The 25528-nt window shown below is 65.0% G+C and carries 20 protein-coding genes and 1 pseudogene; 16 read left to right on the plus strand and 5 right to left on the minus strand.

Translation table 11 applies throughout. The annotated features are described in order from the left end of the window. Window position 1: 1 nt before the first annotated feature. A complete protein-coding gene (locus tag F4Y45_06895; GenBank protein ID MXY24235.1) occupies window positions 2-1606 on the minus strand; it encodes a phosphoglycerate dehydrogenase in 1605 nt (534 codons plus the stop codon). A 321-nt stretch (window positions 1607-1927) separates the two neighbouring features. On the opposite strand from F4Y45_06895, the gene icd reads away from it, so the two are divergent. From icd to F4Y45_06960, 13 genes are all read left to right on the plus strand, one after another. After that, on the plus strand, window positions 1928-3154 hold the full coding sequence (gene icd / locus F4Y45_06900) for an isocitrate dehydrogenase (NADP(+)) (GenBank protein MXY24236.1): 1227 nt from the start codon (window positions 1928-1930) through the stop codon (window positions 3152-3154). A gap of 45 nt (window positions 3155-3199) precedes the next feature. Beyond that, window positions 3200-4126 (plus strand): malate dehydrogenase, encoded by a 927-nt coding sequence (gene mdh / locus F4Y45_06905; GenBank protein MXY24237.1) that lies wholly within the window; start codon window positions 3200-3202, stop codon window positions 4124-4126. A 55-nt stretch (window positions 4127-4181) separates the two neighbouring features. Next, on the plus strand, window positions 4182-5348 hold the full coding sequence (gene sucC, locus F4Y45_06910) for an ADP-forming succinate--CoA ligase subunit beta (protein ID MXY24238.1): 1167 nt from the start codon (window positions 4182-4184) through the stop codon (window positions 5346-5348). A 21-nt stretch (window positions 5349-5369) separates the two neighbouring features. Beyond that, window positions 5370-6242 (plus strand): succinate--CoA ligase subunit alpha, encoded by an 873-nt coding sequence (sucD, locus tag F4Y45_06915; GenBank protein MXY24239.1) that lies wholly within the window; start codon window positions 5370-5372, stop codon window positions 6240-6242. Window positions 6243-6345: 103 nt separating this feature from the next. Then, window positions 6346-8244: a 2-oxoacid:acceptor oxidoreductase subunit alpha gene (locus F4Y45_06920; GenBank protein MXY24240.1), complete on the plus strand. Its 1899-nt coding sequence runs from the start codon at window positions 6346-6348 to the stop codon at window positions 8242-8244. Window positions 8245-8340: 96 nt separating this feature from the next. Continuing rightward, on the plus strand, window positions 8341-9405 hold the full coding sequence (locus F4Y45_06925) for a 2-oxoacid:ferredoxin oxidoreductase subunit beta (protein ID MXY24241.1): 1065 nt from the start codon (window positions 8341-8343) through the stop codon (window positions 9403-9405). Window positions 9406-9418: 13 nt separating this feature from the next. Then, window positions 9419-9832: a nucleoside-diphosphate kinase gene (locus tag F4Y45_06930; protein ID MXY24242.1), complete on the plus strand. Its 414-nt coding sequence runs from the start codon at window positions 9419-9421 to the stop codon at window positions 9830-9832. 16 nt (window positions 9833-9848) lie between these two features. Beyond that, entirely contained in the window at window positions 9849-10403 is a 555-nt protein-coding gene (locus F4Y45_06935; GenBank protein ID MXY24243.1) for a dCTP deaminase, read from the plus strand. A gap of 216 nt (window positions 10404-10619) precedes the next feature. Further along, window positions 10620-11540, plus strand: a complete 921-nt coding sequence (locus F4Y45_06940; protein MXY24244.1) for a HEAT repeat domain-containing protein — start codon at window positions 10620-10622, stop codon at window positions 11538-11540. Between the two features lie 173 nt (window positions 11541-11713). Further along, window positions 11714-12217, plus strand: coding sequence for a ubiquinol-cytochrome c reductase iron-sulfur subunit (locus F4Y45_06945; protein ID MXY24245.1), 504 nt, complete (start codon window positions 11714-11716; stop codon window positions 12215-12217). Window positions 12218-12257: 40 nt separating this feature from the next. Further along, window positions 12258-13073 (plus strand): DUF4405 domain-containing protein, encoded by an 816-nt coding sequence (locus tag F4Y45_06950; protein MXY24246.1) that lies wholly within the window; start codon window positions 12258-12260, stop codon window positions 13071-13073. 309 nt (window positions 13074-13382) lie between these two features. Beyond that, on the plus strand, window positions 13383-14198 hold the full coding sequence (locus F4Y45_06955) for a cytochrome C (protein MXY24247.1): 816 nt from the start codon (window positions 13383-13385) through the stop codon (window positions 14196-14198). 9 nt (window positions 14199-14207) lie between these two features. Continuing rightward, a complete protein-coding gene (locus tag F4Y45_06960; GenBank protein ID MXY24248.1) occupies window positions 14208-17033 on the plus strand; it encodes a c-type cytochrome in 2826 nt (941 codons plus the stop codon). A gap of 24 nt (window positions 17034-17057) precedes the next feature. Here F4Y45_06960 and F4Y45_06965 read toward each other — a convergent pair whose 3' ends face one another. Continuing rightward, the gene (locus tag F4Y45_06965; protein ID MXY24249.1) at window positions 17058-17681 is read right to left on the minus strand and encodes a nicotinamidase; all 624 of its coding nucleotides are present in this window, start codon (window positions 17679-17681) and stop codon (window positions 17058-17060) included. A 53-nt stretch (window positions 17682-17734) separates the two neighbouring features. On the opposite strand from F4Y45_06965, the gene F4Y45_06970 reads away from it, so the two are divergent. Next, window positions 17735-19072, plus strand: coding sequence for a nicotinate phosphoribosyltransferase (locus F4Y45_06970; GenBank protein ID MXY24250.1), 1338 nt, complete (start codon window positions 17735-17737; stop codon window positions 19070-19072). A 46-nt stretch (window positions 19073-19118) separates the two neighbouring features. Next, on the plus strand, window positions 19119-20870 hold the full coding sequence (locus tag F4Y45_06975; protein MXY24251.1) for a transaldolase: 1752 nt from the start codon (window positions 19119-19121) through the stop codon (window positions 20868-20870). Between the two features lie 122 nt (window positions 20871-20992). Here F4Y45_06975 and F4Y45_06980 read toward each other — a convergent pair. Next, window positions 20993-21844 (minus strand): annotated as a pseudogene (locus tag F4Y45_06980) (enoyl-CoA hydratase). On the opposite strand from F4Y45_06980, the gene F4Y45_06985 reads away from it, so the two are divergent. Continuing rightward, window positions 21843-23030 (plus strand): CoA transferase, encoded by a 1188-nt coding sequence (locus F4Y45_06985; GenBank protein MXY24252.1) that lies wholly within the window; start codon window positions 21843-21845, stop codon window positions 23028-23030. The pseudogene F4Y45_06980 and the gene F4Y45_06985 sit on opposite strands and share 2 nt — an antisense overlap. A gap of 57 nt (window positions 23031-23087) precedes the next feature. Here F4Y45_06985 and F4Y45_06990 read toward each other — a convergent pair whose 3' ends face one another. Then, window positions 23088-24155: a tartrate dehydrogenase gene (locus F4Y45_06990; protein MXY24253.1), complete on the minus strand. Its 1068-nt coding sequence runs from the start codon at window positions 24153-24155 to the stop codon at window positions 23088-23090. A gap of 1 nt (window position 24156) precedes the next feature. Next, a complete protein-coding gene (locus tag F4Y45_06995) occupies window positions 24157-25527 on the minus strand; it encodes an ammonium transporter (protein ID MXY24254.1) in 1371 nt (456 codons plus the stop codon). Window position 25528 lies beyond the last annotated feature (1 nt).

Below are 25528 nucleotides of genomic sequence, written 5' to 3' on the forward strand. Positions count from 1 at the left end.
GCTAGAGCCGTACCAAATCAGCCGACCAGACGGCCGCCGCGCGGCGAATCTCTTCTAGCACGGCGTCGTTCACGTTCGGTTCGTCCGAATCGGCGCTGGCGTTGCCCAGCCCCACGCGCACTACACCGATCGCACCCGCGTCGTGCCTTCCGAGCGCGAAGGTGGAGATGTTGATCCCGTGCCGTCCCAGAATCGTCCCGACTTCGCCGATAACGCCCGGTTGATCGTTGTTCCGGATCACGATCATCGTCCCTTCGTCGAGCGGCGCCTCCACCTCGACGCCGTCCAGTCGAACGAGCCGGGGCTGATCCGGCTCGAAAACGGCTCCCTCCGCCCAGTACTCGCGTCCGTCGGCGTGGAGTTTCAGGGAGACCAGGCTGGTGAAGTTCCGCGGGCGCGAACTGCGTGACTCGACCACGTCGAGTCCGCGCTGCTCGGCGACCGAACGGGCATTCACCAGCGTCACGTTGGTCGACAGTACTTCCCGGAAGAGACCAATCAGCGCCGATCCGACCAGCATTTCGTGCGATTCGTCCGCCAACGCTCCGTAGTACCGGAGCCCGATGCCGCTCACACGTCCGCCCGAGAGCTGTGCCAGAAGCCGGCCCATTCTCTCGGTCAGCACGAGATACGGCTGGAGTTGCTGGAATTCCTCTGCGTTGACCGACGGATAGTTGACGGCGTTCCGTACGACCCCCGCCCGGAGGTACTCCCGCACGCTGGTCACCGCTTCGACGCTGACGAGTTCCTGGGCTTCGGCGGTCGCCGCTCCGATGTGTGGCGTGGCTACCACGTCCGGCCGCCCGGTCAGGGTCGTTTCCGATGGCGGTTCTTCACGAAAGACGTCGAGCGCGGCACCACCGATGCGCCCTTCCTCGATGGCCTCGGTCAGCGCCGCTTCGTCCAGGAGGTCCCCGCGCGCCGTGTTGATGATGCGCGCGCCCGGCTTGCACCGTGCGAGCAGCTCACGGCTCACCATTCCACGCGTCGCCTCCGTCGACGGCAGATGGAAAGTGATGAAGTCGGACTGCGCCACGAGCGACTCGAGAGGAGCCAACTCGATTCCCAGGTCGGACGCCACCTGTGCGGCAACGAACGGATCGTGCGCGATGACTGTCATGTCGAACGCTCGTGCGCGCCTGACCACCTCCCGTCCGATCCTGCCCAACCCCACGACCCCAAGGATCTTCCCGCGCAGCTCGGCGCCCTGGAACGTCCGCTTGGACCACCGGCCCGCCTTCATGTCCGCGTCGGCACGGGTGATGGATCGAGCCGAGGCAAGCATCAGCGCCCAGGCGTGTTCCGCCACACTGATGCTGTTGGCGCCGGGGGCGTTCAACACCAGGATCCCGCGTGCGCTGGCCGCCTCCAGGTCGACGTTATCCACACCCGTCCCGGCGCGCGCGATCACGCGCAGTTTCGGCGCCGCGGCGATCAGGTCCGCGGTCACCTTCGTCCCACCGCGCACGATCAGCCCGTCGGCATCGGATACGTGGCTGGACAGCGTCGCTGCGGAACGTCCCTCGCGCGCGTCAACGCTCCAGCCTTCCGCTTCGAGCATCGCTATGGCCGAGGGGGGGAGCGGTTCGGGAATGACAATCTTCATTGGACGTGATCTGAGGCGATGTTGCGGGCGCTGCTGGCCCGGGCGGCTGCCGCAGGCGCAGCGAATGGACGAATGAGTGCGTGAAACCTGCTCGAACGACCCGTACAGTATAATCCCCCGTTTTTCGTTGTGGCGGGGGGGCGGCACAGGGTGCCTGCAGCTTCGCCGCGGCGCCACGGGGCGGGCAGCGCATCACGATGGTGCAAGTCGCTCGAACGGTCCGGTCGACGCGGCTTGAGAGCATCTGATGGGGCAGTCTTCCACAAGGTTTTCCACAGTTTCTGTTGAAGATTCTGTGCGAGGTTGGAGCAGCAGGCGGCAATGGCAACGTTCAAACACGTGACGCCCCCCACCGAGGGGACCGGCATAACATCCCGCGACGGCGCGCTCGTCGTTCCGGACGATCCGATTATTCCGTTCATAGAGGGAGACGGCACGGGCCGGGACATCTGGAAGGCGTCCGTCCGCGTCTTCGACGCAGCCGTCGCCAAGGCCTACGGCAAGCGGAAGCGCGTCGTATGGTTCGAGGTGCTGGCGGGCGAGAAGGCTCGCGAACAGACGGGCGAGTGGCTCCCGACGGACACGATCGAGGCGGCGCGCACCTATCGAGTGGCGATCAAGGGTCCGCTCACAACTCCGGTGGGCGGTGGGATTCGCAGCCTCAACGTCTCGATCCGTCAGATCCTCGACCTCTACGCGTGCGTGCGACCGGTCCGTTATTTCACCGGTACGCCGTCACCCGTCCGCAATCCGCATCACATGGACGTCGTGATCTTCCGGGAGAACACCGAGGACGTCTATGCCGGCATGGAGTGGGAGCAGGGCTCCCGGGCGGCCCATGACATCATCGACTACTTCGGCACGAAGTTCGGCAAGAAGATCCGTCCCGACTCCGGCATCGGTCTCAAGCCGATTTCGATCACCGGCAGCAAGCGTCTTATTCGCATGGCGATCCGCTACGCGATAGACAACAACCGGAAGAGCGTGACGCTGGTCCACAAGGGGAACATCATGAAGTTCACCGAGGGGGCATTCCGGGACTGGGGGTACGAGCTGGCGAAGGAAGAGTACGGCGAGCGGACCATCGGCGAGTGGGACGACGGGGATGCGGACGGCAAGGTCGTCATCAAGGATCGAATCGCCGACAGCATGCTGCAGCAGATTCTGACCCGCACTTCGGAGTACGACGTCATCGCCACCACCAACCTGAACGGCGACTATCTTTCGGATGCCTGCGCCGCCCAGGTGGGCGGACTTGGATTGGCTCCCGGGGCGAACATCGGGGACGAAGTGGGCTTCTTCGAGGCGACCCACGGCACCGCGCCCAAGTACGCCGACCGGGACGTCATCAACCCCAGTTCGGTCATCCTGTCCGGCGCGATGATGTTCCGTTACCTGCAGTGGAACGAGGTGGCTGACCTCATCGAAGCCGGGATCGAACGATGCATTCGGGCGAAGACGGTCACGTATGATCTGGAGCGCCTCATGGAGGGCGCGACGAAGCTGAAGACGTCGGAGTTCGCCGACGCCATAATCGCCAACATGTAGTAGCCGGGATCGACCTCGGCGCAACGGAACGGAGCAGCAGCAGAGATGAATCGGAAGGTATCGGTCATTGGGTCGGGCAACGTTGGCGCGACTGCCGCCCGGAGCATCGCGGACAAGGAACTCGCCGACGTAGTCATCCTCGATATCCTCGAGGGCATACCTCAGGGGAAGGGGCTCGACATGCTCGAGGCGTGCCCCGTCGAGGGGTCGGACGCGCGGGTTCTCGGCACTAATGACTACGCCGACACCGCCGGTTCCGACATCGTGGTCATCACCGCCGGTCTGGCGCGCAAGCCGGGCATGAGCCGCGACGATCTGCTGCAGAAGAACACCAGCATCATCCGGAGCGTCACCGAAGAGGTGATGAAGCATTCGCCCGGCTGTATCGTCATACCGGTGACCAACCCGCTCGACGCGATGGCGCAGGTCGTCTATCGGGTCAGCGGGTTGCCGCGCGAACGGGTCATCGGAATGGCGGGCGTACTCGACTCGGCGCGGATGCGCGCGTTCATCGCGGAGGCGCTCGACGTGTCGGTGGAGAATACGCACGCGTTCGTTCTCGGGGGACACGGCGACACCATGGTGCCGTTGCCGCGCTACTCGACGGTTGCCGGGATCCCGATCACCGAGCTGCTCGACGCGGCGACGGTCGACGCGATCGTGCAGCGGACCGCCCACGGGGGCGCGGAGATAGTCAAGCTGCTCGGCACCGGTTCCGCCTACTATGCGCCCGGCTCCGCCGTCGTCGAGATGGTCGAGTCGATCCTGAAGGACAAGAAGAAGGTTCTTCCCTGTTCCGTCTTCCTCCAGGGCGAGTACGGCATCAGCGACCTCTTCGTAGGTGTTCCGTGCAAGTTGGGTGCGAATGGCCTTGAGGAAATCGTTCAGATCGAGCTGACCGCCGACGAATCGGCTGCACTGCAGAAGTCGGCTTCCGCCGTGCAGGAGTTGGTGCAGATCATCAACATGTAGCCTCACCGTGCGTGGCGCGGGACAGTGCCTTCCGCGCCGCGGGTCCAGGCCGCCCGTGAAAATCCACGAGTACCAGGCAAAGCAACTGTTTGCGGCGGCCGGCCTTCCGGTGCCGCGCGGTGACGTCGCGCATTCGGAGGCAGAGGCGCGGCGCGTCGCCGAAGGCCTGGGAGGCCGGGTCGTCGTCAAGGCGCAGATTCATGCCGGCGGCCGCGGCAAGGGGGGCGGCGTAAGGGTCGTCGGGGATGCGGCGGAAGCCGAACGGGCCGCGAAGACGATCCTCGGCATGACGCTGGTCACCGCCCAGACCGGTCCGGAGGGTCGGACGGTCGGACGGCTGCTGATTGAGGAAGCGCTCGACATCGCCCAGGAGTTGTATGTCGGCCTGGTCATAGACCGCGCGCTGGCGCGACCGGTGCTGATGGCGAGTGCGGCGGGAGGCATGGATATCGAGCAGGTGGCGGCGGACACGCCGGAACTGATCCACCGCGAGGCCATAGATTCCGCTACGGGCCTGCTGCCGTTTCAGGCGCGTCGCGTCGCCTTCGCGATGGGGTTGACGGGACGCGTGGCAAATAGTGTCGCGGCCGCGATGCTTGCCGCCGACCGGGTGTTCCGTCAGGTCGACGCGTCGCTGCTCGAGGTGAACCCGCTCGTCATTACCGGCGCCGGTGATGTCCTGGCCCTCGACGCCAAGGTCAATCTGGACGACAGCGCACTGGCGCGCCATCCCGACCTTCCCGAACTGCGCGACCTCGCCGAGGAGGATCCGCTGGAGGTGGAGGCGTCGAGGCACGCGCTCAACTACATCCGCCTCGACGGCACCATCGGCTGCATGGTGAACGGCGCCGGCCTGGCCATGGCGACGATGGACATCATCAAACTGTCGGGGGGCGAACCGGCGAACTTCCTGGACGTCGGCGGTGGCGCCAACGCGGATCAGATCCGGAACGCGTTCCGTCTGCTGCTTGCCGACGAGAACGTCCGTGCGGTGCTCATCAATATCTTCGGCGGCATTCTCCGGTGCGACGTTCTCGCCGAGGGTGTCATTGCCGCCGTGCGCGAGCTCGACGTTACGCTTCCCATGGTGATCCGGATGGAGGGCACGAACGTCGAGCAGGGAAACCGCATGCTGAAGGAGAGCGGCCTTAACTTCGCGACGGCGGCGTCGATGGGCGAAGCGGCGGAATGCGTCGTGGCGCTTGCCGCTGCCGGCGGGTGAAATGACACGAGTCGGCGAACCATGGCGATTCTGATCGACGAGACGACGCGGCTCCTCGTGCAGGGGTTGACCGGCCGCGAAGGGACGTTTCACGCGCGGCAGGCGGCCGCTTACGGCACCACGGTTGTGGGTGGAGTGACACCCGGCAAGGGGGGCGCGACGCACGAGGGCTGGCCGGTGTTCGATACCGTCGCTGCGGCGGTGGCGGCGACAGGAGCCGACGTATCGGTCATTTTCGTCCCACCGGTGGCGGCCGCCGATGCGGTCATGGAGGCGGCGGACGCGGGGATCGGCGTGGTCGTCTGTATCACGGAGGGGATTCCGACGCTCGACATGGTCCGCGTGATGGCGTATCTCGCGCGTCGCCCCACGCGCCTGGTCGGTCCGAACTGCCCCGGCATCCTCTCGGTCGGAAAGGCGAAGGCCGGGATCATCCCCGGACATATCGGAATGCCCGGCCCGGTCGGTATCGTCTCTCGCAGCGGAACGCTCACCTACGAGGCGATGCATCAATTGACGCGCCTGGGCCTGGGCCAGTCCACCTGTCTCGGCATCGGCGGCGATCCGGTGATCGGGACGGATTTCATCCGGGCGCTCGAGCTCTTCGGGCAGGATTCCGAGACCGAGGCGGTGGTGCTGATCGGCGAAATCGGCGGGACCGCGGAGGAGGAGGCGGCCGCCTGGATCGCCGCACGTTTCGACAAACCGGTAGTCGGTTTCGTCGCTGGCCGGACGGCGCCTCCGGGACGCCGAATGGGACATGCCGGCGCCATCATTGCCGGTGGCGCCGGCACCGCGGTCGAGAAGATGTCCGCCCTCGAAGCGGCGGGCGTCAGCGTCGTCGAGAGTCCGGCGCGCATCGGCGAAACCGTTGCCCGCCGCCTCGGCCTGTGACCGGTGTGGCGCGGGCGGCGGCCGCCGTACAGCCGTGCGATGCGTGGATGGCGCCGGCGATCCTGTATACTTGAAGGCTGTACGCCCGCGCACGAATCACAGCATGGCACTTCCTGACGTCGCAGTAGCCGACCGGCCCGCGGTCCGCGGCAAGGGCCGCATCGTCAACGACTTCAGCATCCAGGTAGCCACCGTCAACGGTTCGGGCAGCCAGACTGCCAACCTGGTGCTCCTGCGCTCCATTTTCAGGATGGGCGTCCCAGTATCGGGCAAGAACCTGTTCCCGTCGAACATTGCCGGACTCCCCACGTGGTTCACTATCCGCGCCAACAAGGATGGCTACATCGCCCGCAAGGACCAGGTGGACATTCTGGTCGCGATGAACCGGGAAACCGCGAACGAGGACGTGCTCTCTCTCTCGAGGGGCGCCGCCGTCGTCTACGACGAACCACTGGCGCTCGATACTCTGCGCGACGACCTCGTCTTCTATCCGGTCCCGTTCGACAAGCTGGTTGCCGGCATTTCGACCAGCCCGAAGCTCCGGCGCTTCGTTCGCAACATGATCTATGACGGGGTGCTGGCGAAGCTGCTCGACATCGACCTCACCAGAATGGAAGAGGCTCTGCAGAAGCAGTTGGGACGGAAACCGAAGGCGGTCGCGCTCAACAAACAGGCGCTCGAGATCGGTTTCGAGTACGCCGCGCAGCATTTTGAGAAACGCGATCCGTACGTCGTCGCGCCCTTGAACAAGACCCAGGATCTGATGCTGATCGAGGGAAACGCGGCCGCCGCGATCGGCTCGATGATGGCGGGCGTCACCGTCGTCACCTGGTACCCCATCACGCCCTCGTCCTCGCTCTGCGAGACCCTGATCGACTATCTCCGGAAGTACCGGATCGACGAGAAGACGGGCAAGGCGACTTTCGCCGTCGTGCAGGCGGAGGACGAAATCGCGGCACTTGGGATGGCGATCGGCGCGGGATGGGCCGGCGCGCGGGCGATGACGTCCACCAGCGGCCCGGGCGTCTCGCTCATGGGCGAGTTTGCCGGACTCGCCTACTACGGCGAAGTGCCGGCGGTCATCTTCAACATCCAGCGCGTCGGCCCGTCCACCGGACTCCCGACCCGCACCGCCCAGGGCGACGTCATTTCCACCGCATTCCTTTCGCACGGTGACACGCGCCACCTGATGCTCTTCCCGTCATCGGTCAAGGAGTGCTACGAGATGGCGATCGAGGCCTTCGATCTGGCGGAGCGGTTCCAGACGCCGGTTTTCGTCATGAGCGATCTCGACCTCGGGATGAACACCTGGATGTCCGAACAGTTCGAATACCCGGACCGGCCTCTCGACCGGGGAAAGGTGCTCGATGAAGAGACCCTCAAGCGGATCGGCGCGTTCGGCCGCTATCGCGATGTCGATGGCGACGGGATCCCGTACCGGACGCTGCCGGGCGACCACCTGCCTGCGTACTTCTGCCGCGGCTCAGGCCACAACGAGCTTGCCCAGTACAGCGAGCGGCCGGATGACTACCAGAACAACATCGATCGGCTGACGCGGAAGTTCGAGCAGGCGCGGAACTGGATCCCGACTCCGGAGCACGACGAGCGCAAGGAGGCTACGGTCGGCATCGTTGCTTACGGCACGAGCCACTGGGCGGTGGTCGAGAGCCGCGATCAGTTGCGCGCCGAGGAGAGCCTTGAGACTTCGTACTATCGAATCCGTGGCTATCCGTTCCGGACCGCGCCGCTCGCGAGGTTCATCGAGCGCCACGAACGGGTGTATGTCGTGGAGCAGAACCGCGACGCGCAGATGCTCAGCCTGATGAAGCTCGAACTGGCTCCGGAGCTGACTCGGCGCCTCCGCAGCGTGCGGCACTATACGGGGCTCCCGATCGATGCCAGGTCGATCACCGACAGCGTGCTGCTCCAGGAGGGGTTGCGAATCGAGCGCGTGACTCCGCATCCACGGCTGCCGCACAAGGCGGGGGTCGGAGGCGAGTAGCCCACCGGACACGGCGTTGGGCGGAAACATCGTCATGGCGGCACGGGAACCGGGGACCTCGGCGCGGGAAGGCTAGACGGAGGCATAGAAACGATCGTGGCAACGGCACCAACCGAACAGTCCAGACCATCACGTGCGTCGCGGCCGCGGGTGAACCGGATTGGCCTCGACGCAAAGGCATACCGCGGCTCGAAGACAACGCTTTGCGCCGGCTGTGGCCACAACGCCATCTCGGAGCGGATCATCAACGCCTGTTACGAGATGGGGGTTCAGCCGGAGCGCGTAATCAAGCTTTCGGGCATCGGCTGTTCCAGCAAGAGCCCCGCCTATTTTCTTGGTCAGGCGCACGGGTTCAACGCCGTGCATGGCCGGATGCCGTCGGTCGGCACCGGCGCGCTGCTCGCCAACCACAAGCTTGTGGCGATTGGCGTCAGCGGCGACGGCGACACGGGCGCGATCGGGATCGGCCAGTTCGTCCATCTGATGCGGCGCAACCTGCCGATCATCTACATCATTGAGGACAACGGTTGTTACGGCCTGACCAAGGGCCAGTTCTCTCCCACTGCGGATATCGGGTCGACGTTGAAGACCGGCGTGGTCAACGATCTGCCGCCGATTGACACCTGTGCCCTCGCTGTCGAGCTCGGAGCGTCGTTTGTCGCCCGTTCGTTCTCCGGAGACAAGAAGCAGCTGTCCGCGATCCTGAAGGCGGCGCTCAGTCACCGCGGCACCGCGATGCTGGACGTGCTGTCGCCATGCGTGACGTTCAACGATCACGAGGGTTCGACCAAGAGTTACGCCTACGTCAAGGACCATGACGATCCCCTCGAGGAGATGGACTTCGTCCCGTACTTCGAAGAGATCGAGATCGACTATGAGCCGGGAGTCACGCAGGAGGTGGAGCTGCACGACGGTTCCCGGATTTACCTCCGAAAGCTGGACGAGGACTACGACCCGCTCGACAAGGTGCAGGCGCTGAGGGTTCTTGAGGAGACGCGCCGTCGCGGGGAGTTCGCGACCGGACTCATCTATGTCGAGCCGCGGAAGACCGATTTCCTGACCGCCCTCAACATGGTGGACGAGCCCCTGGCGACACTGTCCGAAGCACGTGTCCGCCCGGGGCGGGCGGCACTCGACGAGATTATGGAGGACCTCCGCTAAGCGGGCGTGCCGCATGGAACGGACGCTCGCCATCATCAAGCCGGACGCTGTCGCGGCTGGGCACATCGGCGCGATCGTGAAGCGGATCGAGTCGGAGGGGCTGCAGATCCGCGCCATACGGCTCGTTCGTCTCTCGCGACCCGACGCCGAGGGGTTCTACGCTGTTCATCGGGAGAGGCCCTTCTTCACGAGCCTGACCACCTTCATGTCGTCCGGTCCGGCGATTGTCCTGGCGCTCGAGGCGGAGAATGCCATACGGCGCTGGCGCGACATCATGGGGGCCACCGATCCGGCTAAGGCGCCGGAGGGCAGTCTGCGGCGGCAGTTCGGAACGTCGATCGAGCGCAACGCCACCCACGGATCGGACGCGTCCGACACAGCGGCGTACGAACTCGGCTACTTCTTCCGCGGCATTGAGCTGGGTTGACGGCGGGAACGACGGGATGAGCATCAAGTCGGATGGCTGGATCAAGCGGATGGCGCTCGAGTACCGCATGATTGAGCCGTTCGTCGAAGAGCAGGTGCGCGAGGGAGTCGTCTCCTATGGCGTCTCCTCCTACGGCTATGACATTCGAGTGGCGGACGAATTCAAGGTCTTCACCAACATCAATACGACGGTGATCGACCCGAAGGCCTTCGATTCGCGGTCGTTTGTCGATCTGAAGGCGGACGTCTGCATCGTGCCGCCCAACTCGTTCGCGCTGGCTCGCACCGTCGAGTACTTTCGCATCCCGCGCGATGTCCTGACCGTCTGCCTGGGAAAGTCGACCTATGCCCGTTGCGGCATCATCGTCAACGTCACGCCGTTCGAGCCCGAGTGGGAGGGGACGGCGACCCTGGAGATCTCCAACACGACCCCGCTACCGGCCCGGATCTACGCCAACGAAGGGATTGCACAGGTGCTTTTCTTTCAGAGCGATGAGGTCTGCGAGCGGTCGTACGCCGACAAGAAGGGTAAGTACCAGGCCCAGCAGCAGGTTACCCTGCCGCGGATCTAGCGCCGTCGGTCAAGGCCCCATCGTTGGGGGAATGACGACTGCCTGGCGCCTTCCGGCGCTTGCTTCAGGACAGGGGCGCGCCCCCGGGGTCGGGTTGACCGGAAATCGCCTGCCGTAGTACCCTGCATTGCCTGCCGGTTCGCTCGTGGTGCGCGTGTCGAGGACACGCCATCAGCAACCCGGACGCACCGCCGGGCAACCCTGACGGCACCATAGATGCAGAAGCTCGTAGAGCAGGAAAATGCCCCACGTGTGAATCCGCTGCGCGCGGCCCCCGCGCTGGCAGTGCAGTTCTTCCTGATCCCACTCGCCGTCGTCGGCATGGTAGTGCTGGTTTACGGCGGCTTTCGCATGCTGGTAACGACGGAGCGGACCCCACAGGAATTACTGGTCGACGTTCAGTCAGGTGGCCGTGAACGGAGGTGGCCGGCGGCGTACGAGTTGTCCCGGATGTTGGCCGATCCGCAAACCGAAGCACAGAATCCGGAGTTGGGCGCGGCGATCGTTCAGGCCTTCACTGATGCCGATGGTGGCGACCCGCGGTTGCGGCGTTACCTGGCGCTGGCGATCGGAAGGCTCGCCGCTCCGCCCATCAACGCCGTGGACGAACTGCGGGGCGCGCTGAACGACCCGGACAACGAAACCCGGATCAGTGTCATCTGGGCCCTCGCCTCGCTCGGCGACGTGGGTGTCGTGGCGGATATCGAGGCGATGTACGCCTCGGACGATGCCGGCGTTCGAAAAATGGCCGTCTACGCGCTCGGAACGCTGCCGGGAAGCGGAGACCACGGCACGCTCCGGAACGCGTTGGATGATCCGGCGGCCGACGTGCAGTGGAATGCCGCGGTGGCGCTGGCGCGGCATGGCCGGGACGACGGGATCACGGTGCTCCGCCGGATGCTGGATCGCGAGTACGTTTCTCGTATGGTGACGCGCAGCGCAGCGGCGGAGGCAGCCATCGATCCGGTGAGCGAGGTCATCGTGAGCGGCTTGCAGGCAGCAGCGACGCTCGGAGCGGCCGAGTTGCGCCCGTCCGTCGAGGCGTTGAGCGAATCGGACGCCAACCTGCGAGTCCGTGAGGTGGCGATCAAGACCCTGGACGTGTTGAATCAGTCAACGAGGAGCCGGACCGGATGAATCCCCTGCTTGCCGTCATCGTGACCGGGATCGCCATGTTTGCGGCGCACATCCTGGTGATCCTGCTGTTTCGCGAGAAGCCGGCGCCGAAGCCGGCCGTGGTCAAGGCGCCGGCCCCCGCGGTTCGCGCACCCAGTCTGGCCGACCGGGTCGTGCCGCGCACGGCGGACGACATGTCACCGCTGATGGGTCGCCGGGGCTGGATGGGCCTCGCCTGGGGCGCCTTCACAGCGTCAACTGCGGGTTGTCTGGCCGCGACCGGCCGGTTCATGTTCCCCAACGTCCTGAACGAGCCGCCCCAGCAGTTCACTATCGGCTTCCCCGGCGAGTACGCCGAGGGCGTGGACGAAAGGTGGAAGGACCGGTTCGGCGTGTGGGTAGTCCGGACGCCGTTCGACGACTACCACGAGTCGTCCGGCTTCTACGCGCTGCTCGTCACCTGCACGCATCTCGGGTGCACGCCGAACTGGCTCTCTGCGGAGAACAAGTTCAAGTGCCCCTGCCACGGCAGCGGATTCCGTCCCACTGGCATCAACTTCGAGGGACCGGCCCCGCGGCCGCTCGAGCGGGCGCGGATCGTACTGGCGGAAGATGGACAGATCCTGATCGACAAGGCGCGGAAGTTCCAGGAGGAGCTGGGGCAGTGGACCGACCCGGAGGCATTCCTCTCCGTCTAGGCGGGCCTCCCGCGACATGGCGCAAACGAACGAATGAACCATGGCCAAGGCGAAAACGATTGATCCGCAGGAAAGCGCGCTGGTGCGCTTCTGGAACTGGCTGACCGAGACGCAGATCTGGAGGTCGGTCTTCCGGCACGCAGCGCCAATCAACGACCGCAACCGCGTGCTGGTAATGCTGTCGAACGTCTTCCTGCATCTGCACCCGGTCCGACTCAAGAAGCATGGCGTCCGCCTGCGCTACACCTGGTGCATGGGAGGGCTGAGCTTCTTCCTCTTCCTCGTACTGACGTTCACCGGCCTGCTGCTGATGTTCTACTACCGGCCAACGCTCGAGTACGCCTACTCGGACATCGTCGGCCTTCGTGAGCACGTGCCGCTCGGCATCATGCGCGAGATGCACCGCTGGGGTGCGCACGCCATGGTAATCACCGTCTGGTTGCACATGTTCCGCGTGTTCATGACGGGCAGCTACAAGCCGCCGCGCGAGTTCAACTGGAACGTTGGCGTCATCATGCTGGTGTTGACGTTGCTGCTGTCGTTTACCGGCTACCTGCTGCCATGGGATCAGCTGGCGATCTGGGCGATCACGGTCGGTGCCAACATGGCGCGCGCGACACCGTTCCTCGGCTATGAGGGGCCGGGCGCCGCTTTCCTCGCAATTGGCGACGTGCAGTTGGTCCACGCCGCCGACGACGCGCGGTTCGCGCTGCTTGGCGGCACATTCGTGGGCGAGGGCGCGCTGCTGCGTTTCTACGTGCTGCACTGTGTGGCGCTCCCCCTGGTAATCGGTTTCCTGATGGCGGTCCACTTCTGGCGCGTCAGAAAGGACGGCGGCATTTCCGGGCCCCTCTAGGCGGACGGGCACATCTGAGTAGAGCGACGCACGAAGCAGGGACGCATGATGGACGCGATTAAGGGATTCTTCAATTTCGTTTCCGATCCACGGCTGTTCTTCATCATGTCGGTGCTGGCGTTGGTTTTCATCGTCTGGAAGCGGGAGCTTTTCGCGAAGAATTCCGTCGGCTACGGCCTGATGGCCTTTCTCGGCGTCTTCTTCCTGTTCGGACTGACAGACGAGAACTTCGTCCTGATCATCGCGAAGCCGGACAACGTCCCGATCGTTGCCCTCATCTTTCTGGTGATCTTCTTCACCTGGTACTCCATGCGCGAGGCGGTCCTGAATGACCAGCGGATGGCGGCCGGCGACGATCCGATCGAGAAACAGGAATCAGACCGGGTGTGGGTCTGGCCCGATCTCGTCTACACGGAGCTCATTTCGCTCGTGCTCTGTAGCGCCATTCTGGTCGTGTGGTCGATCGTCCTCGAGGCGCCGATCGAGCAGCCGGCCAACCCCGCCAACACACCCAACCCTTCGAAGGCGCCCTGGTACTTCCTTGGCCTTCAGGAGATGCTGGTCTACTTCGATCCATGGCTCGCCGGCGTCGTCCTGCCGAGCCTGATCATCGTCGGGTTGATGGCGATTCCCTATATCGATACCAATCCGAAGGGAAACGGCTACTACACGTTCAATGAACGCAAGGCCGAGATCACCATCTTCCTGTTCGGGTTCGTCATCCTCTGGTCGTCACTCATCGTCCTGGGCACGTTCCTCCGCGGGCCGAACTGGAACTTCTTCGGACCGTTCGAGTACTGGGATGTCCACAAGCTGGAGGCACTCAACAACGTGCAGTTGTCGGAATACTTGTGGGTGCGCGCACTCGGCACGTCGCTGCCCGACAATATCCTGCTTCGGGAGGGAGTCGGCATCATCCTGTCGATCGCTTACGTGACAGCGGTGCCGTATCTCCTGGCCCGCACGGTTCTCAAACGCTACTACGAGAAGATGGGGGCGACGCGTTTCTACGTCGGCGTGTTCCTCTTCCTGATGATGCTGTCGCTGCCGATCAAGATGCTGAGCCGCTGGTTGATCAACCTGAAGTACGTCGTCTCCATACCGGAGTTCTTCTTCAACATCTAGTCGAGACCTATGCCTGACAAGAAGAGCATCGGACACGCCTACAACATCGATTTCCTGAACGTCGTCTTTGCGACGTCCAGCCTGTTCCTCTTCTTCACGACCATCTGGATGGTCTTCGACGACTTCGATCGGGAGTGGAAGGGCTACCAGCGGAACTTCGTCCTGCTGGAGGAGTACGTTACTTCCCTCAGCCTTCAGGCCGCGCAGGCCGGCATCGATCAGGAGAGGCTGCAGCAGCTCAACGCCGAGCGCGCGGCAGCCGAGCAGCAACTGGCACAGAACCAGGCGCAGGTGGACGGCCTCGAGGCGCAGCTGGCTGACGTCGAGGCGGACTTCTATCGGACGAACCAGGAGTTCAACTTCCTGAAGGCGGACTACGATGTTGCGCGCTACGCCTACGAGGAGTTGCGCGAGGAGCATCCGGAGGAGGCGGTGGATGTCCGTCCCGAGATCGACGCCATGTACGAGCGGTGGGTCGACCTGGGCATCCAGGTCGAGGAGCTGACTGCGCGGCGCGATTCACTGCGCGCGCAGATCGGCGAGTACACCGGCGGTGTGACGGATGCCGACAACGAGATCCGCGAGTTGACGGCGGAGGCGACACGGCTCGCCGATCTCGTTGCGGACCTGCAGATCGACTTCGTCGGCGACGTGTTGCTGAATGCGCCGCTGCTCGACTTCATGGCGCCCAGCCTGACGGTGCAGCAGACGATTACGCCGAACGTGGTCGATGAGCTGAACTTCATCCGCTTCCAGAAGATGGACCGATGCACCTCCTGCCACATCGCGATCGATCGCGAGGGCTACGAGGGGTATCCGCAGCCATATCGGACACACCCGAATCTCGACGATTACGTCGGCAGTGCCTCGCCGCATCCGCTTGCGCAGGTGGGTTGCACTGTCTGCCATGAGGGAATGGGGCAGTCGATCGGCTTCATCCACGCATCGCATACGCCCGGCAGCGAGGACCAGATGCACGCGTGGGAGGAGCAGTACGGTTGGGAAGTGCCGCACCTGTGGGACTATCCGATGCTCCCGACCGATATGACCGAGGCTTCGTGTTCCAAGTGTCACCGTGAGACGGTGCACGTGCCGGAAGCGGAGAACCTGAACCTTGCCTACGGGCTGTATGAGCGGGCCGGGTGCTACGCCTGCCATACGACTACCGGCTTTACCGACTTGCGCAAGCCGGGTCCGGACTTGACGAAGATCTCGGCGAAGCTGACACCAGAGTGGGTGGCGAACTGGATCCGGGATCCCCGGGTCGTAAAGCCCAGCACCTGGATGCCGCGCGTCTGGTACAACTCGAACACCAGTTCACCAGAGGATGCGGTGCGCAACGAGGTGGAGATCGATGCCGTAGTTGCGTACCTCTATGCGAACTCGGGCGACCACACGTTCGCCGTGTCGTCGCCGCCGTCCGGGGACGCGGGCAGGGGTGAAGAGCTGGTCAACTCGACCGGCTGCCTGGCGTGTCACATCACCGAGGACATGAATCGGCTCGCCGCCGGTGCGCGCCGCACGTTCGGTCAGCCGCTGCAGAACATCGGCAACAAGACGAGCTATGAGTGGCTCTTCGACTGGGTGCGTGACCCACGGCACTTCAGTAGCGATACCTACATGCCGGATCTGCGCCTTACCGATCAGGAGGCGGCTGACGTCGCGACGTACCTGGCAACTCTAACCGGTCCGGACGGCCGCCCGGCGGAGGCCAGCTACACCCAGGCGGACGTCACGGAGACGCTGCTTGACTACGTCCGTTCGGTGCTGCCGAACGCCGAGGCGCAGGAATTGGTGGGCGGGTTGTCAGCCGACGAGCAGCAGATCGAGTTGGGGCAGCGTGTGATCGGCCGCTACGGCTGCTTCAGTTGCCACGACATCAGCGGATTCGAGGATGCCCAACCGATCGGGATCGAGCTCTCCGAGGAGGGATCCAAGCTGCTCCCGCGGCTCGACTTCGCTTTCGTCCATGACATCCCGCATACCAAGGTGGACTGGTTCAAGCAGAAGATGCGGGATCCACGCTCGTTCGACCGCAACCGGGTCCTGCAGCCGCTCGAGAAGCTGCGGATGCCGAACTATGGCATGAGCGAGGAAGAGGCGACACTATTCTCCACCGCGATCATGAGCTTCCAGACGAACGTGCAGCCGCTCGCGGCGCAGGTGCCTCGTTCCGCGCGGAACGACGGCTTGCGCGAAGGGCGCAACCTCGTGCGCCGGCGCAACTGCGTGGCGTGCCACGAGATCGAGGCGGACGGAGGCGACTACGTGCAGCTGGTGGACGATCCGTCCGTCGCGCCGCCCTTGCTGACGCCTCAGGGCGCCAAGGTGCAGCCGGACTGGATGTACGCGTTCTTCCAGAATCCGATCCCGATCCGCCCATGGCTTGACGTCCGCATGCCGACGTTCGATCTGGACGACGCGCACTGGAACACGGCGATCGACTACTTCGGTGCGATCTCCGACACTATCGGCGAGTTCCGGTCGCACGCGGAGCTGACTACTGCCGACGTGCCGCGCGAGGGAGAAGAACTGTTTGAACTGCTGCGCTGCCAGCAGTGCCATGTGCTCGATACCATTCCGGCCGATCAGCCGACCGACAATCTGGCGCCGGACCTGCGGATGGCGCGCGAGCGATTGCAGCCGGAATGGATCATCGATTGGCTCCGAGCCCCACTGGAGATCCAGCCCGGTACGCGGATGCCGATGTTCTGGACTGAATTCCCGGCGTCGCCCTATCCGCAACTCGACGCCGACGGCCAGGCGCAGTTGGAAGCCATCCGCGATTACATGCTGACGTTCCGCGGCGGGCCCAGCCCGCTCAGCGGGAACTAGCGGGCGCGCGGAGCAAGCTCGCTTCTAGCCGGAAGCTTGCTCCTGGCTGGGTACAGAGGCTACTGCCGCGTCCGTTTCGACGAACTCCGCGCCGGCGGCGCGCATCTCTTCGATTGCCTGGGGGCCGTCTTCCGCATTCAGGTTGACAGCTGCGATGGCGTCCGACACGACCGACACCCGCAACCCCTGTCGGCAGGCGTCGAGAACCGACGCCCGAACGCAGTAGTCGGTCGCCAACCCGCAGACCGTCAGGTGTTCGACTCCGTGCAGGTCGAGAGCCTGGCCCAGGCGCTCGCCGGAGGCCGTCGTCCCTTCGAAGGCCGAGTAGCCGTCGGTGTCGGGCGCAGTTCCCTTGCTGACCACCGCAGTCTCGGGTGGCAGGGCCAGTCCCGGATGGAATGCGGCGCCGTTGGTTCCTGCCACACAATGAACGGGCCATACCCCGCCGCCTTCCGTGAAGTGGGACGACCCGGCCGGATGCCAGTCGCGCGACGCGAAGATCGAGGCGCCAGCCGAGGCATAAGCCGCCGTCAGGCGATTAATGAGCGGGACCACGCAGTCGCCCCCCGGTACTGCGAGGGCGCCTCCCGAGCAGAAGTCGTTCTGCACATCCACCACCAGGAGCGCCTGTCGGGTCCGTTCAGTCATGGGTGGTAGATTACACCTGCCGTCGCGATGGCGACGGACCTGAAGGCTTAGCTATGGCGACCGGACTCTCCACCGACCTGTACCAATTGACGATGGCGGCAGGTTACTTCGAAGGGGACGTCGGGGCCGTCGCCAGCTTCGAGTTGTTCGTGCGGGAACTGCCGCCGGAGCGAGGCTACCTGGTAGCGGCGGGACTCGATCAGGCACTCACGTACCTGGAAGAGTTCCGCTTCACGGCGGACGAGGTCGAGTTCCTCCGGACGGTACCGACACTGCATGGCGCACCAGCGCGTTTCTTCGACGACTACTTGCCGTCATGCCGTTTCACGGGCGATGTCTGGGCGGTCGCGGAGGGAACGCCGGTCTTTCCGAACGAGCCGCTGATCCGCGTGACCGCCCCGATCATCGAGGCTCAGATTGTCGAGACGGCGCTCCTGGCCACCGTGCTTTTTCAGACAGCGGTCGCCAGCCGCGCCTCGCGGATCGTTCGCGCCGCTGCCAACCGGCCTGTCTTCGAGTTCGGCACACGGCGCGCGCATGGCCTGGAATCGGGACTCCTAGCTGCTAGGGCTGCCTGCATCGGGGGTTGTGCGGGAACCTCGAACGTCGAGGCGGGACGCGCCTTCGATCTGCTGCTGTCGGGCACGATGGCGCACTCGTGGGTGATGATGCATGCCACCGAGCGGGAGGCATTCGAGCGTTTCGCCCGGCTCTATGGCGATCAAGCGATCTTGTTGATCGACACCTATGGTCCGATCCGGGCGGTCGATCGAATCGTCGAGGCTGGGCTCACGCCGGCCGCCGTCCGGATCGACAGCGGTGATCTGCTGGAAAGCAGCCGGGCAGTTCGGAGGCGACTGGATGCTTCGGGTCTTTCCGCGACACGAGTATTCGCTAGCGGCGATCTGGACGAACATCGGATTGCGGACTTGATGGCGAAGGGAGCGCCGATCGACGCTTTCGGCGTCGGTACCGCTCTGAGTACGGTTGCCGACGCGCCCGCGCTTGGCGGCGTCTACAAACTGGTCGAGATCGAACGCGCCGGTCGCACCGAACCGGTCCTAAAACTGAGTCAGGACAAGGCGACGCTCCCAGGCAGGAAGCAGGTATGGCGGGTCACTGGCTCGGACGGTGCCGCGACGCGCGACGTGATCGGCTGTCTGGATGAAGCTCCGCCTGCCAGAGGTGCGCCACTCCTTGCTCCCGTAATGCGGAGAGGCTGCCGTCTACATTCGGCCCTTCCGATCACAACCGTCCGCGAGCGATGCGGTCGTGCCGTCGACCGCCTGCCGCCCGCCACGTTGCGGCTGGAGGGGGCCGTTTCCTACCGCGTGGACGTCAGCGAGCCCTTGATTTCTCTCGCCGCCATGCTCGGTTTCCCGCTCGGGTGACGTCGGAGTCGCGCGATTCTACAATCAACCACCATCGGGACAACCCATGACAGCACACGATGAGCGATGCGGCAGGATGGACCTGCCACCGGCGCTGGCGGACGAGATTGCCGGCGAAGGCGAGGACTGGACTTCAACCGGGCGGGTTGGACGGCTGTGGGAGCGCGACGGTTCGGTCTGGACCGGAAATGGTGAAGGGCAGTGGCTCGGCTGGCTCGATCCGCCGCTGCCGGAGGGTGCCGAGTCAGCGCGACTTGCCCGCCTCTCGGCACACGTGCGGCGGGAAGACCTGGGCGATGCGGCGCTGCTTGGAATGGGAGGATCGAGTCTCTTTCCCGAGTTGCTGCGCCGCGTGTTCGGCCGGGGCGCGGGGCTCAATCTCCACGTTCTGGATTCGACGGATCCGTCGCAGGTGCGAGCGTTCGAGTCGTCGGTCGATCTCGATCGCGTGCTCTTCATCGTTTCCAGCAAGTCAGGCACCACACTTGAGACGAGTCTTTTCCTTCGGTATTTTCTCGACCGTCTCCGGGCCCGTATCGGCCCTCGCGCCGCGGCACGCTTCATTGCGGTGACCGACGCCGGTTCGGCGCTCGACGGCCTGGCCGCGTCCGAAGGGTTCGGCGCCATCTTCCATGGCGAGGCGAACATCGGTGGACGCTACTCGGCGCTCTCGTACTTCGGGCTGGTGCCGGCTGCCGTCATGAAGCTCGATGTGGACGAACTGCTGGCCCGTGCCCGTGCGATGGTCGCGGCGTGCGGCGCCGAGACTCTCGCGGACGACAATCCGGGCGTTCAGCTTGGACTGGCGCTCGGCCTTGCCGCGCAATCAGGGCGCGACAAGCTGACGCTCGACGTCTCTCCCCAGCTTGATGGTCTCGGCGCCTGGATCGAGCAGTTGGTGGCGGAATCGACCGGCAAGAAGGGCCGTGGGCTGATTCCGATCGATGGCGAGGCGCTAGCCGAGCCGTCCGCCTATGGCGACGATCGGTTGTTCGTGTCGCTCCGGCTGGCTGCCGAGCACGACGATGAACGCGAGGCGTTGCTGGACCGTCTCGCCGCGGCGGGCCACCCCGTGTTGCGCTACGACCTGCGCGATGCCATGGACATCACCGGCGAGTGTTTTCGCTGGATGTTCGCCACTGCGGTCGCTGGCGCCGTGATGGGCGTCAACCCGTTCGATCAGCCGGACGTCGAGGCGAGCAAGGTCGCGACACGGGCGTTGACCGACCGTGCAGATGACGCGGCGGGACTTCGCGGAGACGGCGGGCCGGTGGCGCGGCACGCATTCGAGACGGGCGAACTGACTGCCTGGGTCGATCGTCCGTACGCCACGTCGCTCCGGAGAGCGGCCGGCCGGGCTCCAACCTTGGACGGTTTGCTCGCGGCGCACGTGCGGCAGCTTCGCCGTGGCGACTATGCGGCGCTTCTGGCTTACGTGGAGCTGAACGAGCGGCACCGTGCTTTGCTCGACGGCATTCGCCACGACATCCGGCGTGCCACCGGCGCCGCCACGACAGTCGGTTTCGGGCCCCGCTTTCTCCATTCCACGGGACAGTTGCATAAGGGCGGGCCGGAAAGTGGACACTTCCTGGTCATCACAGTCCGCGAGAAGAAGGGTGGCGACCTGACGATTCCGGGCTTCCGGCTCGGCTTCGCTGCCGTCAAGGATGCCCAGGCGCGTGGCGACTGCGCGGTTCTGGCCGAACGGCGGCGCCGCTGTCTCCGGCTGGAGATCGACGGTGACGTCGAGGGCGGACTGGACACGATCGCGACGCTGATGAGCGCGGTGTTGTCGTAACCGGTGCGAGGGTGGCCGGGCGGCCTTCGGTAGTTGCACCGGGAGAATGCATGCCGTGCTGTGCGCGCGGTAGAATCCCCATCCGTGGTCGATGCGGAACCGCTTGAATGGAGCCCACGACCCTAGAACCCCGACCAACGGGGTGGCCGCTTGCCGAGGAAGGCGGCGATCCCCTCGCGAAAGTCGGCGCTTCCGTAGCAACTGACGATGAGATCCCTTCCGAGGGACGATTCAATCCGACGGTGTTCCTGAATCCGCCTGATCATCTCCTTGCTGGCCCGAATGGTGAGCGGTGCGTTGGCGGCGATGGTGTCAACGTAATCGGCGACGGCCGCATCGAGCACGCTGGGGGCGACGACCCGGTTCACGAGGCCGACCGCTTTCGCTTCGGCCGCGTCGAGCAGGCGGCCTGTGAAGAGGAGGTCCTTCGTGCGGGCCGGGCCAATAAGGTCGAGCAGCCGCGCGTGGTTCGCACCCGACAGGCAGTTGCCGAGCGTGCGTGCAATCGGAATGCCGAAACGCGTCCGATCGGTGGCCACGCGGAGGTCGCAGGCAATCGCCAACGCGAGTCCACCACCTGTTGCCGCACCGTCGACCGCCGCCACGGTCGGCTTCGCAAGGCGCTCAAGGCGATCGACCACGCTGTCGATCCTCCGCTCGTACGCAATGCCGTCCTCACCTCCTTCTTCGCCGCTCCGGAATGCCTCGAACTGCCCGATGTCGGTTCCCGCGACGAAGGCCTTTCCGCCCGCACCCCGCAGGACGACGATTCGGACGGCGTCATCCTGTTCGGCCCGGTCGCACGATGCGACCAGCGCGTCGTACATCTCCCAGGTCATTGCGTTACGCGCTTCGGGACGGTTGAACGTGATGATGGCGCTCGGGCCGTTCTTTTCGTAGAGGACTTGGGGCGTAGACACGAATCAGGCCTCCGCGGCCGCACCGGTGAAGCGCGGCCAGACTAAGAGAAACATGGGGCAGGCGCCTCTGGACGGTCTCCGCGTTCTCGACGTGACACAGGTCATGGCGGGGCCGTACTGCGCAATGCTACTGTGCGACATGGGCGCCGACGTAATCAAGGTCGAGCCGCCCGCAGGAGATTCGTCGCGCCGCATGGCAGGCGCGCAAGGGAGCGACAGCGCCGCGTTCAACGCGGTGAATCGTGGGAAGCGGGGGATCGTCGTCAACCTGAAGACCGACGCGGGCCGTGATGTCGTGGAGCGTCTCGCCACCGAGGTCGACATCCTCATAGAAAACTACCGTCCCGGAGTGATGGCAAGGCTGGGCCTCGATTACGCCACGCTGTCCGCGGACAACCCGCGGCTCATCTACGCATCAATCTCCGGTTACGGCCAGACCGGGCCATCGGCGGGGAAGGGTGGATTCGATCTGGTGGCACAGGGCGTTTCCGGCCTGATGTCGGTTACCGGAGAGCCGGATCGGCCGCCGGCCAAAGTGGGCGTTCCGCTGACCGATCTGGGCGCCGGGCTCTTCGCGGTCTGCGGTATCCTCGCGGCACTCCATCATCGTGAGGGGACCGGCATCGGACAGCAGGTCGATACGGCGCTGGTCGACGCTGGCGTCGCACTCTCCGTCTGGGAGGCCACGGAACTCTTCTCGACCGGTAATGTTCCCGGCCCGCTTGGTTCCGCGCATCGGATGAGCGCGCCGTACCAGGCGATCCGGTGCGCCGACGGCTACATCACGCTAGGCGCGGCGAACGACCGGATCTTCGCACGTCTTGCCCGCCTGCTCGGGCACCCGGAGTGGCTCGGCGACGAGCGGTTCAGCGTCGACGGGGTTCGCGTTGCCAATCGCGAGGCGCTCGCGGCTGAGATCGAAGCGGTGACCGCCGATCGTCCACGCGCGTACTGGCTGGAGCGGCTCGAAGCGAACGACATTCCGTGCGGCCCGATCAACACCTACCGTGACGTGCTGAACGATCCGCAGGTACGGGCGCGCGAGATGGTCGTCGCGACCGAACATCCGACGCTGGGCACGATCCGTACCCTTGGTACGCCGATCAAGCTCGGCGCTACGCCGCTTCAGCCGGGGAGGCCGGCTCCTCTTCTGGGTCAGCACACCGATGAAGTGCTTGCCGAAGCAGGCTACGGGGAGGAGGCCATTGCGGCGCTGCGCGCCTGCCGCGCGGTGGCGTAGTCGCTTCAGACGAGCGTCCCGGCACCGTGGATCGAACGGGCCTGCTCCGGGAACGACTCAGGCCGCTTCCACTCTGTCGGCAATGGCGTCGGCCACATCGGCGGTGGAAGCGGTCCCGCCCAAATCCCGTGTAAGCACCGTCCCTTCGGCTATCTGCGCTTCGATCGCGGTAACGATGGCACTGGCCGCGGCCGTCTGCCGCAGGTGATCGAGCATCATCGCGGCCGTCCAGATCTGGCCAATCGGGTTGGCGATTCCTTTGCCGGCAATGTCCGGCGCCGAGCCGTGAACGGGTTCGAACATCGAGGGAGAGGTCCGTTCCGGATTGAGGTTGGCGCCCGGCGCGAGGCCAATCGAGCCGGCCACGGCCGGGCCGATATCGGAGAGGATGTCCCCGAAGAGGTTGCTGGCGACAATCACGTCGAACCAGTCGGGATGTTGCACCAGATGCGCCGAGAGGATGTCGATGTGAAACTGATCGGTCGTGACGTCCGGATAGTCGGCCGCGATGGCCGCGAACCGTTCGTCCCAGTACGGCATGCTGTGGATGATGCCGTTCGATTTCGTCGCGGACGTCAGATGGCGTTTTTCGCGCGACCGGGCCAACTTGAACGCATAACGGATGATGCGATCGACGCCCCGCCGGGTGAAGACCGCCTGCTGGACCGCCAGTTCGTCGTCGGTTCCCGCATAGAGTCGGCCGCCGATCTCCGAGTACTCCCCTTCATTGTTCTCGCGAACGACGATGAAGTCGATCTCCTCCGGCTGCCGGTTGGCAAGCGGTGAGCGGACACCGGGCAACAGCCGCACCGGACGGAGGTTCACATACTGTGTGAACGTCCGCCTGATCGGAATGAGCAGGCCCCAGAGGGACACGTGGTCCGGCACGCCCGGCCAGCCGACGGCGCCGAGAAAGATGGCGTCATGGGGCCGAAGGCGATCGAGGCCGTCGGCCGGCATCATCTGACCGGTGTCGGCGTACCGCTCGCAGCCCCAATTGAACGTCGTCCAGTTGCACCTGAAACGGAAGCGCCGTCCAGCCGCCTCCACGACGCGGATCGACGCAGGGACCACTTCCTGGCCGATGCCGTCGCCAGGGATGACCGCGATAGAGTAACTGGCCAAGCTACAGCGTGAATCCGCGCTCGTCGTGCAGCGAAATGTCGAGACCGACGGATTCCTCTTCGGCGGTTACGCGAATCCCCATCATGGCATCGACCAGCTTGATGAGGACCAGCGTCACGACCGCGCTGTAGACGATCGTTGCCGCGGCCCCGACAAACTGCAGCCAGAGTTGCGGGCCAATGCCGCTGTCGAGGCCCGAGCCGCCAAACGCCTGGGCCGCGAAGACGCCGGTGAGGATCGCGCCCACGAACCCACCCACGCCGTGGACACCGAAGACGTCGAGCGAATCGTCGTAGCCCAAGGCGCGTTTCAGGTTGCTCGAAGCGTAGAAACAGCAGATCCCTGACGCCGCACCGATTGCCAGTGCGCCGATCGGTCCGACGAATCCGGACGCCGGCGTGATGGCGACGAGGCCGGCGACCGCGCCGGTGGCGATTCCCAGGACGCTCGGCTTCCCGTGGCGCATCCACTCCGCGAGCATCCAGGCGAAGCCGGCGGTGGCGGTGGCGATGTGGGTTACCGCCATGGCCATACCGGCAACGCCGTCCGCCGCCAGTTGGCTACCGGCATTGAAGCCGAACCAGCCGACCCAGAGCATCGAGGCGCCCACCACCGTCAGCACCAGGCTGTTGGGTGGCATCGGCGTTCCCGGGAAGCCCTGCCTCCCCCCTAGGACGATGCATAGCACCAGCGCCGCCACGCCGGCGTTGATGTGAACAACGGTGCCGCCGGCGAAGTCGAGCACGCCCATCTCGCCGAGCCAGCCGCCGCCCCAGACCCAGTGGGCGACCGGGGCGTACACGATGCTCACCCAGAGCGCCATGAAGACCATCATCGACGAGAACTTCATGCGCTCGGCGAACGCGCCGACCATCAGCGCAGGCGTGATGATCGCAAAGGTGAGCTGGAACATCTGAAAGACGGTTTCCGGGATCGTTCCCGAGACGGTGTCGACCCCGACGTCCGAGAGGAAGAACTTCCCGACTCCGACGAACGCATTGAGCCCTCCGCCATCCCCGAACGCCAGACCGTAGACGTACACCGTCCACAGAATGGTCACCATGCAGGTGATGGCGAAGCACTGCATCATCACGGACAGGACATTCTTGGCGCGGACCAGGCCCGCGTAGAAGAGGGAAAGCCCCGGAATGGTCATGAAGAGTACCAGGACGCTTGAAGTCAGCATCCAGGCGGTGTCGCCGGAGCTCAGTTCCTGCGCCCAGGCGGCTCGCGGCGCGAACAGCAGAATGGTGGCGGCCGCGGCGCCGGCGTACAGTCTCTTATGGCCAATGGACCATGGCGCACCCGTGTCGCCGCGGCGGTAAACTGCCGCCGCCGGCAGCAGCTGCGACAGCAGCGATTGTCTTGTCATG

It is taken from the genome of Acidobacteriota bacterium (assembly GCA_009838525.1).
Taxonomy (GTDB): Bacteria; Acidobacteriota; Vicinamibacteria; order Vicinamibacterales; family UBA8438; genus VXRJ01.

Bases quoted from the DNA above. Each gene is read 5' to 3' on its own strand.
- F4Y45_06895 (MXY24235.1), bottom strand. From the start codon at position 1,606: ATGAAGATTGTCATTCCCGAACCGCTCCCCCCCTCGGCCATAGCGATG.
- icd (MXY24236.1), top strand. From the start codon at position 1,928: ATGGCAACGTTCAAACACGTGACGCCCCCCACCGAGGGGACCGGCATA.
- mdh (MXY24237.1), top strand. From the start codon at position 3,200: ATGAATCGGAAGGTATCGGTCATTGGGTCGGGCAACGTTGGCGCGACT.
- sucD (MXY24239.1), top strand. From the start codon at position 5,370: ATGGCGATTCTGATCGACGAGACGACGCGGCTCCTCGTGCAGGGGTTG.
- F4Y45_06920 (MXY24240.1), top strand. From the start codon at position 6,346: ATGGCACTTCCTGACGTCGCAGTAGCCGACCGGCCCGCGGTCCGCGGC.
- F4Y45_06930 (MXY24242.1), top strand. From the start codon at position 9,419: ATGGAACGGACGCTCGCCATCATCAAGCCGGACGCTGTCGCGGCTGGG.
- F4Y45_06935 (MXY24243.1), top strand. From the start codon at position 9,849: ATGAGCATCAAGTCGGATGGCTGGATCAAGCGGATGGCGCTCGAGTAC.
- F4Y45_06940 (MXY24244.1), top strand. From the start codon at position 10,620: ATGCAGAAGCTCGTAGAGCAGGAAAATGCCCCACGTGTGAATCCGCTG.
- F4Y45_06945 (MXY24245.1), top strand. From the start codon at position 11,714: ATGTCACCGCTGATGGGTCGCCGGGGCTGGATGGGCCTCGCCTGGGGC.
- F4Y45_06950 (MXY24246.1), top strand. From the start codon at position 12,258: ATGGCCAAGGCGAAAACGATTGATCCGCAGGAAAGCGCGCTGGTGCGC.
- F4Y45_06955 (MXY24247.1), top strand. From the start codon at position 13,383: ATGCGCGAGGCGGTCCTGAATGACCAGCGGATGGCGGCCGGCGACGAT.
- F4Y45_06960 (MXY24248.1), top strand. From the start codon at position 14,208: ATGCCTGACAAGAAGAGCATCGGACACGCCTACAACATCGATTTCCTG.
- F4Y45_06965 (MXY24249.1), bottom strand. From the start codon at position 17,681: ATGACTGAACGGACCCGACAGGCGCTCCTGGTGGTGGATGTGCAGAAC.
- F4Y45_06970 (MXY24250.1), top strand. From the start codon at position 17,735: ATGGCGACCGGACTCTCCACCGACCTGTACCAATTGACGATGGCGGCA.
- F4Y45_06975 (MXY24251.1), top strand. From the start codon at position 19,119: ATGACAGCACACGATGAGCGATGCGGCAGGATGGACCTGCCACCGGCG.
- F4Y45_06985 (MXY24252.1), top strand. From the start codon at position 21,843: ATGGGGCAGGCGCCTCTGGACGGTCTCCGCGTTCTCGACGTGACACAG.
- F4Y45_06995 (MXY24254.1), bottom strand. From the start codon at position 25,527: ATGACAAGACAATCGCTGCTGTCGCAGCTGCTGCCGGCGGCGGCAGTT.